The sequence below is a fragment of the Microbacterium tenebrionis genome (genome assembly GCF_903645325.1).
Lineage (GTDB): Bacteria > Actinomycetota > Actinomycetes > Actinomycetales > Microbacteriaceae > Microbacterium > Microbacterium tenebrionis.
The window spans coordinates 78,281-92,068 of the sequence record NZ_CAHJXQ010000002.1 but is presented as its reverse complement, the minus strand read 5'-3'; the positions used below and the strand labels follow the sequence as shown (position 1 = coordinate 92,068).

Here is a 13,788-nt window from a genome sequence, read left to right as displayed (position 1 = left end):
CATGATCGCCGGGGTGGTCCTCGGCTTCGTGCTCGACTACTCGCCGCTGTGGACGGATCGGCTGCCGATGCTGTCCGACGCCGGGAGCGCGGCGTCCCTCGCCGGAGCCTCCCTCGGCTCGTTCGCCGCTGCGATCGCTTTCGCCGTCTCCATCCCCGATGCCGTCGTCGTGGCGGTCATCGCGGCCGCGATCGGGATCGGCTTCGCCTGGCTCGCGTCGCGGCGCATCCGCGGGGCGGTCCGCGAGGTCCGCGCTCACGATCGAGAGCTCGCCAGGGTCGACGCGCTGCACGCCGGGGGCACGAGGGTACGAGATCAGCCCCCGACGGTTCGACTCGCGATGCTCGCTCAGTGCGACGCCCGGTTTCCCTCAGAATCCCAGTTCTCGGCGACCCGCTTGCTCGGCTGCACTCGGGGCGGTTCGCCGGGCATCTTCGGGAACTCCGGCGGGAACGGCAGCTCCCCCAGCCCGTTCTCGACGTCGCGCTCCCACCAGCCGAGCAGCGTATCGATGCGGCCCGGACTCTCCTGCATCTGCGCCCAGGGGTCGCCGACGTCGGCCAGGCGCTGCGGGATGCTCCGCACGGTGAACGTCTTCGGATCGACGTCGTCGAGCTCATCCCACTCGACCGGCGTCGAGACCGTCGCCATCGGCAGCGCGCGCGGGCTGTACGCCCCGGCCATGGTGCGGTCGCGGTTCGCCTGGTTGAAGTCGATGAAGACGCGCTCGCCGCGCTCCTCCTTCCACCAGTTCATCGTCACGCGATCGGGCATCCGGCGCTCGAGCTCGCGGCCCGCGGCGATCACGGCGTGCCGCACGTCGAGGAACTCGTGGGTCGGCTCGATCGGGCAGAACACATGCAGGCCGCGGTTGCCGCTGGTCTTGATGAACGGCTCCAGCGCCGCTTCGCGCAGCACCTCGCGCAGTGCGTGAGCGGCGGTGACGGCATCCGCGAAGCCTGTTCCCGGTTGCGGGTCGAGGTCGATCCGCAGCTCGACGGGGTTGTCCGTGTCAGAGGCGAGGGATGCCCAGGGATGGAACACGATCGTGTTCATCTGCACGGCCCACACGATCGCACTCGGCCGGTTCAGGACGATCTGCGGATGCCGTCGCCCGCTGTTGTAGGTGACGGTCACGGCGTCGACGTAGTCGGGCGTCCCCTTCGGCGGATTCTTCGAGAAGAAGCTCTCGGAGTCCTTCGTCACTCCGTCGCGGAACCGCTCCAGCGATACCGGCCGGTGTCCGTTCGCGTTGAGGAACGGCGCCGATACCGTCTGGACGTATTCGGCGAGCTCGGCCTTGGTGATCCCGGCGCCTGAGTCTGTCGAAGCGTCGGGCCAGATGACCTTGTTCGGGCTGGAGAGGTCTACCTCGCGCTCCCCCTCGGGATCGGAGACCGTCAGCGTCACGCGTTCAGAGGCCATGCTCCGACCCTAGGGGCGCGGCGCACCGGACGGTAGGGGTCAATCGCCCAGGTCGACCGCGCGCACCAGGACGGCACCGAGTGCCGCTCGCTCGACCACCATCGACGGCCCCGCCGAGTCGATGATGACGCCGGCGAGCGAATCATGGCTGGAGAGCACCTTGGCGAGCTGGTCGGGCTCAAACGGCATCTGCCGATCGCCGCGGCCGAGCGCGACGATCTCGAGCGGATGCGAGAACAGCTGCAGGAAGCGGCGGCCGTCCGGGGTGTGCGCCTCGGCGATCCCGACCTGCCCATTGCCGCTGCCGTCGTTGACGGCGACCCACATCTTCGTCTTCGCCAGGGCGTCGCCGACCTTCTGCGCCGAGTCGGCGTCGCGGCGCGCGGCCAGGAGCGTCTTGACCGTCATGTTCACGTCGGCCTGGTCGAGCGCCTTGGTGAGCACCTCGACGGGGAAGACCGCGCGGTGCACTCCGGAGGCGTTGTCGAGGATGAGTCCGGCGAAGTCGCCCGTGACGACCTGGTGCAGCACGGCGGTCACCGGCTGAGCGATCGCCGAGGTCGCCGTGGGGTCGGTCTCGCGCTGCACGGACTCGCGCACGGCGTCGGCGGAGCTGAAGGCCAGCATGTAGCTGCGGTCGCCGTCGCGCACGACCGCGATCGACAGCGGCTTGCCCTCGGCGAGCTGCTCGCGGGCGTCTCCGTGCACGCGCAGGTAAAGGTGGTTCTGCATCATCTGGCGCAGCACCCCGATGAGCTGCTCGTTGCTCGGACCCTCCTCGAGTTCCGCGAGAGCCGCGCGCAGCAGCGTGTTGTCCTTCATACCGGGGACGGATTCGACCGGCTCCGGCGGCAGCACCGGGGCCAGGGGTAGAACCCGCTTCTGAGGCGCGGCCTGCGTGTGCGGAGCGGATGCCGAAGTGCCCTGCGCGCCCGCGACCGGCGAAGTGGCGCCCTCGGCGTTCGGCGTCTGGGATCCAGGGGCCGGGGTGCTCGGATCCGGCAGCGCGACCTCCGGGCCGGCCGCGGCGCCGACGCCGCGGAACGCCTGGACGGAGATACCGATCTGCGGAACCGGCTCGCCGGGCGCCTCGTCGACCGAGGGACTCTCCGCCGGGGCATCCGCCTCGATCGACGTCGGGGTTTCGGAAGCTGCGTCGTCGGTCTGCTTGCGGCGGGAGAACAAGGCCATATCGCTCAGCCTAACCCGCGACCCCGGGCGCGAGCACCCGCCCGGCATCCGGCCCGCACCCGCTCCGGCGCATCCGCCGGGCCGTAGCATGGGGGCCATGGCAGCCCCGGAGAAGCTCTCTGACATCGTGACGTCGTTCCTCGACGTCGTGCACGACCGGCTCATCGGCGACCGGCGCGGAGCCGTGGCCGACTACATCCCGCAGCTCGCTGAAGCAGACCCCGAGCTATTCGGGATCGCGCTGTGCGGTCTCAACGGCCGCGTGTACGAGAGCGGCGACACCGCGGCGGAGTTCACGATCCAGTCGGTCTCGAAGCCGTTCGCGTACTCGCTCGCCCTCGACGACTGCGGCCTCGACACCGTGCACGCCCAGGTCGGTGCGGAACCGAGCGGTGAGGCGTTCAACTCGGTCAAGCTCGAGGCCTCGACCGGGCGTCCGCCGAATCCCATGGTCAACGCGGGGGCGATCGTGACGACCTCGCTCGTGGCCGGCGGCTCCGCCGAGGATCGCTTCGCACGCATCCTGGCGCGCCTGAGCGCGTTCGCCGGACGCGAGCTGACCGTCGACGAGGCCGTGCTCGCCTCCGAACAGGAGTCCGCCGACCGCAACCGGGCTCTGGCGTACCTCATGCACGGCGCCGGCTCCCTCACCGCGCCGGTGCTGGAGACGCTCGACACCTACTTCCGCCAGTGCTCGGTGCTCGTCACGGCCCGCGACATCGCGGTGATGGGCGCGACTCTCGCGAACGGGGGCGTGAACCCGATGACGGGCGAGCGCGTGACGAGCGCCGAGACCTGCCAGCACGTCATGACGATCATGGCGACCTGCGGCATGTACGACTACGCCGGGGAGTGGCTGCTGCGTGCAGGACTCCCGGCGAAGTCGGGTGTCGCCGGCGGGCTCGTGGCGAGTTCGCCCGGCGAGTTCGGACTCGGCCTGTTCAGCCCGAGGCTCGACGCGAGCGGTGCGAGCGTGCGCGGCGTCGCGGCCGCCCAGCAGCTCGCGAACGGCTTCGGTCTGCACGTGCTGCACCGGCCGTTGACGCTGTCGGCCTCGGAGGTGATGTCGGCCGGCGATGAGCTCGCCGCAGGGCTCGGGGCGGAGCAGGATGCCGCCGCAGCGCAGATCCTGCAGGAGAACGCCGACGACCTGGCCGTCTGGCGCCTGCGCGGCTACATCGACTTCGACGGCGCCGAGCGGCTGCTGCTCGACCTCGACGCGTGGATCGAGGCCCGCCCCGCCGACCGCGAAAGCCCTGCTGTGATCGTCCTCGATCTGACCGAGGTCACGCAGCTGCAGTCGGTGGCCGTGTGGATGCTCGCAGCCCTCGCCACCTGGTGCCGCGCGCGCGGCATGAAGGTGATCGCCAGCGACCCGCAGGGACGCAGCCTCGGCGTCGCCGGGTTCTCGCAGTCCGCCGGCTTCGACGACGCCATGCGGGATGCCGCGGCGAGGGTCGGTGCTCCCCCGGCCGGCTGACGCTACAGCTTCTCGATCGGAGCGATCTTGATCAGGAGCTTCTTGAGCCCCGCGGAGTCGAAGCGTACATGGGCGATGCGCTTGGCGCCTTCGCCGGTCACGGCATCCACCCGGCCCTCGCCGAAGTCGTCGTGGCGGATGCGGTCGCCCGCGGCGAGCTCGAGATCGCCGTTGTCGCGCACCTTGCCGGTGACCTTGTTGGGGAACCTGTCCATCGCGGTCGCCAGAGGCTTGAGCGAGTCCCTCGGCGGCAGCTTCTTGACGCCGAACCGGTCGTCACCGCGCCCGCCGGAGCCGAACCCGCCGCCGCTTCCACCGCCGAACCCGCCGCGCCGCGCATTGAGGGCACGCGACTGCGTGCCGCCGCGGGAGTTGACGTCGCCCGGCGACTGCCGCCAGTCGACGAGGGCGGCCGGGATCTCCTGCAGGAACCGGCTCGGCATCGCCACGGACACCTCGCCGAACTGCGCCCGCGTCATGGCGAGCGACAGGTGCAGGCGCTTGCGGGCGCGCGTGATGCCGACGTAGAACAACCGGCGCTCCTCCTGCGGGCCACCGGGCTCCCCCGCCGAGATGCGGTGCGGGATGAGGTCCTCCTCGACGCCGGTGACGAACACCGCGTCGTACTCGAGCCCCTTGGCGGTGTGCATGGTCATCATGGACACCGAACCGGACTCGTCGTCCAGGTCATCGGCGTCGGAGACCAGCGCGACCTCGGTGAGGAAGTCGGCGATCGTGCCCTCCGGGTTGTTGCGGGCGAAGTCGCGGGCGACAGCGACGAACTCGTCGAGGTTCTCGACACGGGCCTCGTCCTGCGGGTCGCGGCTGGCGCGCAGCGCGTCGAGGTAGCCGCTCTTCGCGAGCAGCAGGCTCAGCCCGTCGGCGACGACGGTGGGCGGCGGCACCTCGCCCGATGCCGGCAGCATGAGCGCGGTCGCCTCTTTCAGCACGGCATCCAGCTGGCCGATCGCCGCCTGGATCTTGGGCCCGACGCCGAGCTCTGCCGGCACGGACAGCGCGTCGCGGAACGTGATGCCGTGCGTCTCGGCGAACTGCGCGATGCTCGCCTCGGTCACGCCGCCGATGCCGCGGCGGGGCTTGTTCAGGATGCGCCGCACCGACATCTCGTCCGCGGGGTTCGCGACGGCGATGAGGTAGGCGAGCGCGTCCTTGATCTCAGCCCGCTCGTAGAACTTCGTGCCGCCCATGATCTTGTACGGCACGGCGGAGCGGATGAAGATCTCCTCCAGCGCACGCGACTGCGAGTTCGTGCGGTAGAAGACGGCCATCTCGGAGTACGGCATGCCCGCGCGGTGGAGCGCTTCGACCTCGTCGGCGACGAACTGCGCCTCGTCGTGCTGCGAGTACCCGGTGAAGCCGACGATCTTGTCGCCGTCGCCCCTGTCGCTCCACAGCTTCTTGTCCTTGCGGTCGAAGTTGTGGCCGATCACGGCGTTGGCTGCGGAGAGGATGTTCTGCGTCGAGCGGTAGTTCTGCTCGAGGAGCACGACTTTGGCCCCCGGGAAGTCGCGCTCGAACTCGCTGATGTTGCGGATGTCGGCGCCGCGGAACGCGTAGATCGACTGGTCCGAGTCGCCGACGACGGTGAGCGATGCGCCCTCGAGCTCGGGAGTCGTCTCGGGTTCGAAGATCATCATGCCGTTCGAGGCATACGGATCGGGGGCGTCGGCCGATACCGGCCGGGTGAGCTCGTGGATCAGGGCGTACTGGGCGTGATTGGTGTCCTGGTACTCGTCGACGAGGATGTGTCGGAACCGGCGGCGATACGTGTCTGCGACCTTCGGGAACGCCCGGAAGAGGTATACCGTCTGACCGATCAGGTCGTCGAAGTCGAAGGCGTTCGCCTTGCGCAGCTGGCGCTGGTAGTCCGCGAAGATCTCGACGAACTTCTGCTCCGCCGGATCGCTCATGTTCGCGTCGCGCGCGTACGACTCGGAGTCCTGCAGTTCGTTCTTCAGCTTCGAGATGCGCCCCTGCACGGACGCCGGCGTCAGACCGTACGCATCCGCCTCGTGCTCCTTGACGAGCCGCTTGATGAGCGCCCGCGAATCGCCGGAGTCGTAGATCGTGAACGACTTCGTGAACCCGAACTGCTCGGCCTCGCGGCGCAGGATCCGCACGCACGCCGAGTGGAACGTCGAGATCCACATGCCCCGGGATGCCTCGCCGACCAGTTGCTCCACGCGCTCGCGCATCTCGCCGGCGGCCTTGTTGGTGAACGTGATCGCGAGGATCTGACTGGGCCACGCCTCGCGTCCTCGCAGCAGCGAGGCGATACGGCGGGTGAGCACGCTGGTCTTGCCGGATCCGGCACCCGCGACGATGAGCAGCGCGGGGCCGCGGTAGGTGACTGCGGCGAGCTGCTGCGGGTTGAGTCCGGCGAGAAGCTCGTCCTCGCCGCGCGATCCCGAGGACCCGGGACCGACGGATGAGGGAACGATGAGAGGGGCTTCGGTCATGGCCCTACGAGTCTAGGCTGGACGACAGACACCCGGTTGCGATCAGCATCGAGGAGGACGAGATGATCAGCGATCTGCAGGAGCACGAGTGCTACGAACTCCTGAGCAGCACAACGGTGGGAAGAATCGGCTTCGTCCGGGACGGACAGGTCCACATCCTGCCCATGAACTATCGGATGACAGATCGAGGACTTCTCCTGCGCACCTCCTCGAGCGGCGTCCTGCGCCGACTCGCGGGTGACGACTCCGCGGTCTCGTTCGAGGTGGACTTCCACGACGACCTCGGCGGAACCGGATGGAGCGTGCTGATGCACGGAACGCTCCGGATCGTCTCGGAGGAGGAGCCTCCCGAGACGCAGACCCCTCCGTCCCCCTGGGCCGGCCCCGATCGCGAGACCCCGTTGCGGTTCACGATCGACAGCATCACCGGTCGCCGAGTCCGCCGCGAGCGCCACTGATCGAAGGAAGCATCGATGCGCACCATCCTCAATATCATCTGGGTCATCTTCGCCGGGTGGGTCCTGTTCCTCGGCTACGTCGTCGCCGGCATCCTGCTGTGCATCCCGATCGTGACCATTCCATGGGCGATCGCCTCGTTCCGTCTGGCCGGATACGCCTTCTGGCCGTTCGGGCGGCGCGTGGTCGACAAGCCCAAGGCCGGCGTCGGGGCGTTTCTCGGCAACATCATCTGGGTGGTGCTGGCCGGCTGGTGGCTCGCGATCGGCCACATCCTGTCCGGTCTCGCGCTGTGCATAACCATCATCGGTATTCCGATGGCGATCGCCGACTTCAAGATGGTGCCGATCTCGCTCATGCCTCTCGGCAAGGACATCGTCTCCACGCGGCGAGGTCCATTCGATCCGAAGTAGGTCAGCGCGAGCGAGCCCGCCACGGCTGGCCGGGAACGCCGAAGACGCGTGGGGCGCAGAGCCCCACGCGTCTTCGTGCGCGGTCCGATTACGCCTGCTGCGCGCGGAGGCGCAGCGTCAGCGCCAGCGCGCCGGCGAGCACGAGCCCGAGACCCAGCACGAGGCTCCCGATCGAGCTCTCGGCTCCGGTCGTCGCGAGCGCGGCACCGGAGCGCACCTCGATGTCGGCCCAGCCGAGCAGCTCGCCGTCCGCTGAGTAGACCGCCAGACGGTGCTTCCCGGCCGGGGCATCCGCCGGGATCGTCACCGTTATAGCACCGGCGGCGTTCAGCGCGCCGGCGGCGAGGAACACCGGGTCGGAGTACATGAAGACCTCTGCTTCGACACCCGCGTGCTGCGCCCCGACTGTGATCGTGACGTCGTCACCGGGTGCGACGACGCTCTGCGAGACGGTCGCCCCACCGCGGTTGCCGTCGACGAGCGCGGTGCCGGGGAGCGGCTCGACCGACGGTCCCGGCTGGCTGCCGCCGTCCGGCGGCGTGCCAGGAGTCTCACCGGCGTTCTCACCCGGGTTCCCACCAGGGTTCTCCCCGCCCGCGTCGCCACCGGGCAGAGTGCCCGTGCGCAACGCCTCGGAGGTGTACCCGTCGGCGAACCACCAGACCGGACGCTGACCGTCCTGCGACAGCGAGGCCGGCGCCGTGGCGAAGCCCTCGTTGTTGATGTCGGGCATGCCGGCCGGACGCGCGAAGTGCGCGACGCCGGGCTTGTCGGTGCCGTTGAATGAGAGCTGAGCGGACTTCCCGCCGCATCCTTCGTCGCACACCGCCCACAGCACGCCGAGCACGCTGTCGTAGTCGAGGCTCATGGCGCCGGCGAGGCCGGGGTCGATGGTCGACACGAGCGTCGCGAAGCCACCGGCCGCGAGCGCGAACGCGTACACGCCGCCGCCGTCCTCGACCGCGACGAAGAACAGTCCGTCACCGGCGTAGCTCGCCGCCTCGTAGGGCGCCTTGGTGTTGTCGTCGTACAGCTTGCCGGCGAGCGCGGCATCCGGAATCCACTCGACGGCCTCGATGCCGAGGTTCGCGCCGACAGCGGGTAGCTGCGCGGTGAGGTCCCACTCGGTCAGCGCGACGAGGTCGGGGCCGGCGGCGTTCGGGTCGACCTGCAGGATCTTGTTCTGGTTGACGCCCTTGGCGCTGTTGTCGCGCTCGGATGCCACGTAGACCAGCCCTGCGCCGTCGACCGTGATGCCCTCGGTGTCGGGACCCGCGGCCGACGGATTGTCCGCGTCCTTCTGGAATCGGACGCGCTTGCCCTCGGTCCAGCCCTCGGCGAACTCGACGGACCCGTCAGCGGATGCGGCAAGCTTCCAGATCGTTCCGGTGCCGTTGTCGACGGCCCAGAGGAACGTGCCCTCGTCGGTCACCTGGACGTCGAGTCCGGAGCTGTCCTCGAGGAACGTCGGTGCGGTGTCGACCACGCGGACGTCCTGCGAACCCGGCCACGACGAGACCGCGATCTCACCGGCGCAGACGTTGGGCGCACCGGGGGTGGACTCGGCGGTCGCCGCGAACGTGCCGGTCGTGTCGGGGCAGCGACCCCAGGTGGGTGTCGCATGGGCGGCACCCCACGAGGTGGAGTCGACGAGCTGTTCGCCGTCGAACACGCGGACCGTGTCGTCCTTGCCGATCCCGAAGTCGAGATCGTCGATGACGAGGTAGCCGTTCGCGGGGATGCTCGTGCCGGCGGCGATCGTGTACGCGTGGGCGTCGTCATCGTCCTTCACGACGATGCCGGCCACGTCGAGCACCTCGGCGGTGGGGTTCACGAGCTCGATCCAGTCGGGTTCGCCGTCGGATTCCACCTCGTTGATGCGCACCGGGTTGCCGCAGGCGTTGCGGCTGCCAGGGGTGCCCGCCGCGACGTCGACGAAGTCGCCGGTTCCGTCCGCGCAGCGGGCCCAGAAGCCCTCTGCGTGCGCCGCGTACGCGTGCTCGGCGACGGTGCGCCCGTTCGCGTCGCGGATCGTGACGGTGTCGCCGCCTCCCAAACCGAACGTGAAGTGATCGGTGCCGTTGAACACGAAGTAGGCGCCGGGCTCGAGGATCGTGCCCTCGGCCAGGGGCATCACGTCGGCTGCGTGACCGGTCGGGTCGTTGTCCATCAGCGTCCAGCCCGAGATGTCGACCGGCTCGGTGCCGGTGTTGACGATCTCGGCCCAGTCGGGTGCGCCGTTCGAGTCGATCTCGTTGACCGCGATCGTCGGAGGTACGCACTCGTTGGCTGCGCCCGGGGTCGCGTAGGCGAGCACGAAGTCGCCCGTGCCGTCGGGGCAGCGCGCGAGGGTTGCGGCGATCTCGTCGCCGTCGATGTTCGCGTGGCCTTCCCAGGCTCCGGTGCGGTCGACCTGTGCTCCGTGGGCATCGAACAGGCGGATCTCGTCGGCGCTGCCGATGCCGATCGGCGCATCGAAGCGGGCCTCCGCGCCGCCGACGAGACCGATCGTGGTGGCCTCGACGACAAGGAACTCGCCGCCCGCGATCGAGGTGCCGGGCAGGAACGCCCACCGGTGGTCGTCGGAGTTGTCGCGGATCTCGTATCCCGAGAGGTCGAACGACTCGTCGCCGGGGTTGTACAGCTCGACCCAGTCCGCAGGGCCCGAGTCGACCTCGTTCAGCACGACGGAACCGGGCTCGCCGGCACCGGTCTCCCCTTCGCCGGGCTCGCCCTCACCGGGCTCGCCGGCGACCGGGAAGACGTTCGCCGCTCCCTTCGTGGCCTCGGCGGTCATCTCGTACGCGACCGCGGCTCCGTCGCCGTTCGCGCCCCAGCTCGGGGCTGCATGGGTGTCGGCCGGCCACGTCGCCTGCAGCAGCGGCGTCTCGCCGTTCGCATCGCCCGGCGCGAACAGGCGCACGCTGTCGCCCTTGCCCAGCCCGAAGTCGAAGTCGCCCTCGCCGTCCTTCAGGGTATCGAAGACGAAGAAGCCGCCCGCCTCCACCACGGTCCCCTCCGGGATCGTGTACGGGTTCTTGCTGCTGTCGTCCTGCAGGACGTATCCGCTGAGGTCGACGGATGCCTCGGAGTAGTTGTAGAACTCGACCCAGTCATCGGGGCTTCCGCCGCTGGAGACGACTTCGTTGATACGGATACCGAGCGGCTCCGCGTCGGCGAGGGCTGCGGTCGGTGCGGCGAGCAGGGCGGCGGCGCCGAGCGCGCACACCACCGATGCGGCCAGCCCGCGGGACAGGCGTGTCATGGGACTCCAGGTGGTCGGGTGGCGGCGGTCTCGCCCAGTCGACCGATATCCGCTGTCCGCGAGGAGTCCGGCATTCGTCCGGAAGGTGAATGGACCGTGTCGTGACGGGTTCAGGCGATGCGGGTGCCCGGCGGCAGCATCCGTGCCGGCGTCCCGGTCCGCGCCCATGCGCCCGCGAAGAGCCCGCCGGCGATCACGATCTGGATGCCGAGGCCGATGAACCAGCTCGGCACCGTGCTGCTCATGATCTGCTCAGGCGTGCGCTGGTCCGCCTGCGACTGATCCGGATCGCATTCGTCCCACCGCGATTCCTGCGGCGGCAGCTGCGAGATGCGCACCCCGTACTTGATCTGCCCGAACATGTCGGCGGGCCAGCCATCGGCGGTATAGACGGTGGGCGTGGCGTCGGCGAGCACGACGAACGGGTTCGCCGTCAGCACCCACCACACCCGGTCGAAGCGCGGCTCCTCGTAGGTGTAGGTCTCCCAGCGCTCGCAGTCGACATTGCCCATGCTGTCGTAGGGCCGGCTGTAGCTCGTCGTCTCGGTGCGCAGAGCCGTGCCGCCGAGTCCGAACGCGATCAGGGTTCCGACGGCGAGCGCCGCGACGACGAGATAGGTCGCCGCGACCGAGAACAGCGGGCGCGCGACGAGTCCGCTGAACCCGACGCCGATGGCCGCGATGATCACGATCTCGGCAGCGAGGACCAACAGCGAGACGGCGAGGGTCGCCGGGTGCGCTCCCCCGCCGATGAGCGAGATCGCGAGGAACGGCACGGCGACGAGCAGGAACACCCCGCCGGTGGCGACGGCTGCGAGGAGCTTGCCGAGCATGATTTCGCCCGTGGATGCGGCTGTCACCTGCACGGCGGCGAGCGTCGCGGAGTCGCGGTCGCCGTTGATGGCGTTGCCGCTGAGTGTCGGCGAGACGAGCATGACGAGCAGCAGCACGATGTTGACGACGATCGAGTAGACGCCGGCGCCGGCCATGCCGGTGAACGAGTAGACCGCGAACGACAGCCCGGTGACGCCGAGCAGGATCAGCGCGTAGACGCCGAGCAGGATGTACCAGCCGACGCTGCGCAACCGCTGGGTCAGCTCGAGCCGGGCGATGATGCCGATGTGCGTGAGGTTCATGCGTTCGGCTCCGATCCCGGCAGGTTGAGGAAGGCGTGTTCGAGCGCACTCTGCGCCGGGGAGAACTCGGCGACGGCGAGACCGGCCTCGACGATCCGCCGGAGCCCTGCGGCTGCGGCATCCTCGGTCTCGAAGCCCGCGATCGCTGCGCCCCGGTCGAGTCCGAGCGCCCCGATCTCGAGGCCCAGGGCTCCGGCGATCCGCTGAGCGTCGCCGTCGGCCTGCGCCGGGTCCGCTCCGGCGAGACGGATGCGCCACCCGCGGGTCGTCGCCAGCGCCGGCGCCGCGTCGACGACGGTTCCCGCGACGAGGAACACCGCGTCGTCGATGACCTCTTCGAGCTCGGAGAGGATGTGGCTGGAGATGAGAATCGTGCGCCCTTCGGCGGCGAGTCGGCGCAGCAGGACGCGCAGCTGGACGCGCGCGGCCGGGTCCAGGCCGGATGCCGGCTCGTCGAGCAGCAGCACCTGCGGGTCGTGCACGAGGGCCCTGGCGAGCCCGAGCTTCTGCTTCTGCCCGCGCGAGAGCACCTTCGCCGGAGCATCCGCCAGGTCATCGAGGCCGACAAGGGCGAGCAGCTCGCCGGCCCGCCTGTGGGCCGCGTCACGGTCGATGTCGTAGAGCCGCGCGGTCGTGACGATCGTCTCGCGAGCGGTGAGCGAGGGCCAGGCGCCGAGGGCGTCGGGCATCCAACCGAGGAGCCGCCGGGCGCTGAGCGGGTCCTCCATCGGGTCCACCTCGCCGATGCGGATCGATCCGGCGTCGGGTGCGAGCAGGGATGCCAGCATGAGCAGCAGGGTCGTCTTGCCCGCGCCGTTCGGGCCCACGAGGCCTGTCACACGACCCGGCTCGGCGCGGAAACTCGCACCACGGACGGCATGAACCGTCCCGAACGATCTGCTGACGCCCTCGGCGACGATTCCGGTCATGCGGTCAGTCTGGCAGGGAATCAGTTCCGGAAGAACGCCACGCCGAGATCCGGATGATCCACGAACACGCCGTCGACTCCGGTCCCGGCGATCACGGACCATTCGCCCTCGTAGTCCCCGAAAGAACCGCGGGGGCCGTCGCCGCGGAACTCGGCCGCGAGGAAGGCGTTCTCCGGTCGCGCCGTCCAGGTGAAGACCTTCAGCCCGCGCGCGTGCGCGTCGGCGACGATCGTGTTGCCCGGCACGAGCAGCATCCGCTTGTTGACGCTGATACCGTCCACGGATCCGACCAGAGCGTCCAGCCCTTTGGGCCGCACGACCGACTTGTACGACTTCGCGTGCGCGCCGAGGGCCGCGACCTGGTCGTACGGCCGGCCGGATGCCTCGATCAGGTAGATGTACGATGCCGCGATCCCCTCGGCGCGCAGTTGCCCGAGCACCGTGGATTCGAACGCCTCGATCACGAGGGGCAGCTCGCCGTCCGCCCACCCGGCCGCGCGCAGATCCCGCGCGATGAGCGGCGCGAGGTCGAGCCCGATGCCCGCGAAGTACGTGGCGTGCTTGACCTCGAGCACGATCCCGATCTCCCTGCCGTGTTCGACGGAGCCCGCACGCACGAGATCGAGCAGGTCGGTCAGACGCAGGATCGGCTGAGCATCGTCGAAGGAGGCGCTCGTCGCGCGCACCTCGGGCAGGCGTTCGCGCACACGGAGCGTGGAGAGCTCCTGCCAGGTGAAGTCCTCGGTGAACCAGCCGGTCAGCGGCTGCCCGTCGATCCGCTTGGTCGTCCTGCGTCCGGCGAACTCCGGGCGGTCGGCGACATCCGTGGTGCCGGAGATCTCGTTCTCGTGCCGGATGACGAGCACGCCGTCCTTGCTGGCCACGACGTCCGGTTCGACGGCATCCACCCCCATCGCGAGCGCAAGCTCGTACGACGAACGGCTGTGCTCCGGCCGGTAACCGGGAGCGCCCCGGTGTCCGATCACGAGGGGCGACTTCTTGGGCATGGATTC

The 13,788-nt window shown here is 69.7% G+C and carries 11 protein-coding genes; 3 read left to right on the top strand and 8 right to left on the bottom strand.

Features of this window, described 5'->3' with window-relative positions:
- Positions 1-36: 36 nt before the first annotated feature.
- The 3 genes from HWX58_RS03810 to HWX58_RS03800 form a co-directional block, all read right to left on the bottom strand.
- Positions 37-228 carry a hypothetical protein gene (locus HWX58_RS03810; protein WP_175985722.1) on the bottom strand — a complete coding sequence of 64 codons (192 nt, stop codon included), beginning with the start codon at positions 226-228 and terminating at the stop codon, positions 37-39.
- A gap of 120 nt (positions 229-348) precedes the next feature.
- Complete coding sequence (ligD, locus tag HWX58_RS03805; protein WP_175985721.1) at positions 349-1,425, bottom strand: non-homologous end-joining DNA ligase; 1,077 nt, start codon at positions 1,423-1,425, stop codon at positions 349-351.
- 39 nt (positions 1,426-1,464) lie between these two features.
- Positions 1,465-2,616 carry an SseB family protein gene (locus tag HWX58_RS03800; RefSeq protein ID WP_175985720.1) on the bottom strand — a complete coding sequence of 384 codons (1,152 nt, stop codon included), beginning with the start codon at positions 2,614-2,616 and terminating at the stop codon, positions 1,465-1,467.
- Between the two features lie 97 nt (positions 2,617-2,713).
- Between HWX58_RS03800 and glsA the strand changes: the two genes are divergently transcribed.
- Positions 2,714-4,096 carry a glutaminase A gene (glsA, locus tag HWX58_RS03795; RefSeq protein ID WP_217702943.1) on the top strand — a complete coding sequence of 461 codons (1,383 nt, stop codon included), beginning with the start codon at positions 2,714-2,716 and terminating at the stop codon, positions 4,094-4,096.
- Positions 4,097-4,098: 2 nt separating this feature from the next.
- Here glsA and HWX58_RS03790 read toward each other — a convergent pair whose 3' ends face one another.
- The gene (locus HWX58_RS03790) at positions 4,099-6,576 is read right to left on the bottom strand and encodes an ATP-dependent helicase (RefSeq protein WP_175985719.1); all 2,478 of its coding nucleotides are present in this window, start codon (positions 6,574-6,576) and stop codon (positions 4,099-4,101) included.
- 62 nt (positions 6,577-6,638) lie between these two features.
- Here HWX58_RS03790 and HWX58_RS03785 point away from each other — a divergent pair, with 62 nt between their 5' ends.
- Together HWX58_RS03785 and HWX58_RS03780 are read left to right on the top strand one after the other, a co-directional pair.
- Entirely contained in the window at positions 6,639-7,034 is a 396-nt protein-coding gene (locus HWX58_RS03785) for a pyridoxamine 5'-phosphate oxidase family protein (protein ID WP_175985718.1), read from the top strand.
- Positions 7,035-7,049: 15 nt separating this feature from the next.
- Positions 7,050-7,445 (top strand): YccF domain-containing protein, encoded by a 396-nt coding sequence (locus HWX58_RS03780; protein ID WP_175985717.1) that lies wholly within the window; start codon positions 7,050-7,052, stop codon positions 7,443-7,445.
- 88 nt (positions 7,446-7,533) lie between these two features.
- Here the strand turns inward: HWX58_RS03780 and HWX58_RS03775 are convergent, their stop codons facing one another.
- The 4 genes from HWX58_RS03775 to HWX58_RS03760 all read right to left on the bottom strand — a co-directional run bounded on the left by HWX58_RS03775 (position 7,534) and on the right by HWX58_RS03760 (position 13,782).
- Positions 7,534-10,710 (bottom strand): lamin tail domain-containing protein, encoded by a 3,177-nt coding sequence (locus HWX58_RS03775; protein WP_175985716.1) that lies wholly within the window; start codon positions 10,708-10,710, stop codon positions 7,534-7,536.
- A gap of 110 nt (positions 10,711-10,820) precedes the next feature.
- Positions 10,821-11,846 (bottom strand): ABC transporter permease, encoded by a 1,026-nt coding sequence (locus HWX58_RS03770; RefSeq protein WP_175985715.1) that lies wholly within the window; start codon positions 11,844-11,846, stop codon positions 10,821-10,823.
- Positions 11,843-12,775 carry an ABC transporter ATP-binding protein gene (locus tag HWX58_RS03765; protein WP_175985714.1) on the bottom strand — a complete coding sequence of 311 codons (933 nt, stop codon included), beginning with the start codon at positions 12,773-12,775 and terminating at the stop codon, positions 11,843-11,845. Before HWX58_RS03765 ends, HWX58_RS03770 begins: the two co-directional genes overlap by 4 nt.
- Positions 12,776-12,795: 20 nt before the next feature.
- On the bottom strand, positions 12,796-13,782 hold the full coding sequence (locus HWX58_RS03760; protein ID WP_175985713.1) for a glycerophosphodiester phosphodiesterase family protein: 987 nt from the start codon (positions 13,780-13,782) through the stop codon (positions 12,796-12,798).
- Positions 13,783-13,788: the final 6 nt, after the last annotated feature.

Excerpts from the sequence above, each read along its gene's own strand:
- HWX58_RS03810 (WP_175985722.1), bottom strand. The coding sequence starts at position 228 with ATGCGCCGCGACGCGAGCCAGGCGAAGCCGATCCCGATCGCGGCCGCG.
- ligD (WP_175985721.1), bottom strand. The coding sequence starts at position 1,425 with ATGGCCTCTGAACGCGTGACGCTGACGGTCTCCGATCCCGAGGGGGAG.
- HWX58_RS03800 (WP_175985720.1), bottom strand. The coding sequence starts at position 2,616 with ATGGCCTTGTTCTCCCGCCGCAAGCAGACCGACGACGCAGCTTCCGAA.
- glsA (WP_217702943.1), top strand. The coding sequence starts at position 2,714 with ATGGCAGCCCCGGAGAAGCTCTCTGACATCGTGACGTCGTTCCTCGAC.
- HWX58_RS03790 (WP_175985719.1), bottom strand. The coding sequence starts at position 6,576 with ATGACCGAAGCCCCTCTCATCGTTCCCTCATCCGTCGGTCCCGGGTCC.
- HWX58_RS03785 (WP_175985718.1), top strand. The coding sequence starts at position 6,639 with ATGATCAGCGATCTGCAGGAGCACGAGTGCTACGAACTCCTGAGCAGC.
- HWX58_RS03780 (WP_175985717.1), top strand. The coding sequence starts at position 7,050 with ATGCGCACCATCCTCAATATCATCTGGGTCATCTTCGCCGGGTGGGTC.
- HWX58_RS03775 (WP_175985716.1), bottom strand. The coding sequence starts at position 10,710 with ATGACACGCCTGTCCCGCGGGCTGGCCGCATCGGTGGTGTGCGCGCTC.
- HWX58_RS03770 (WP_175985715.1), bottom strand. The coding sequence starts at position 11,846 with ATGAACCTCACGCACATCGGCATCATCGCCCGGCTCGAGCTGACCCAG.
- HWX58_RS03765 (WP_175985714.1), bottom strand. The coding sequence starts at position 12,775 with ATGACCGGAATCGTCGCCGAGGGCGTCAGCAGATCGTTCGGGACGGTT.
- HWX58_RS03760 (WP_175985713.1), bottom strand. The coding sequence starts at position 13,782 with ATGCCCAAGAAGTCGCCCCTCGTGATCGGACACCGGGGCGCTCCCGGT.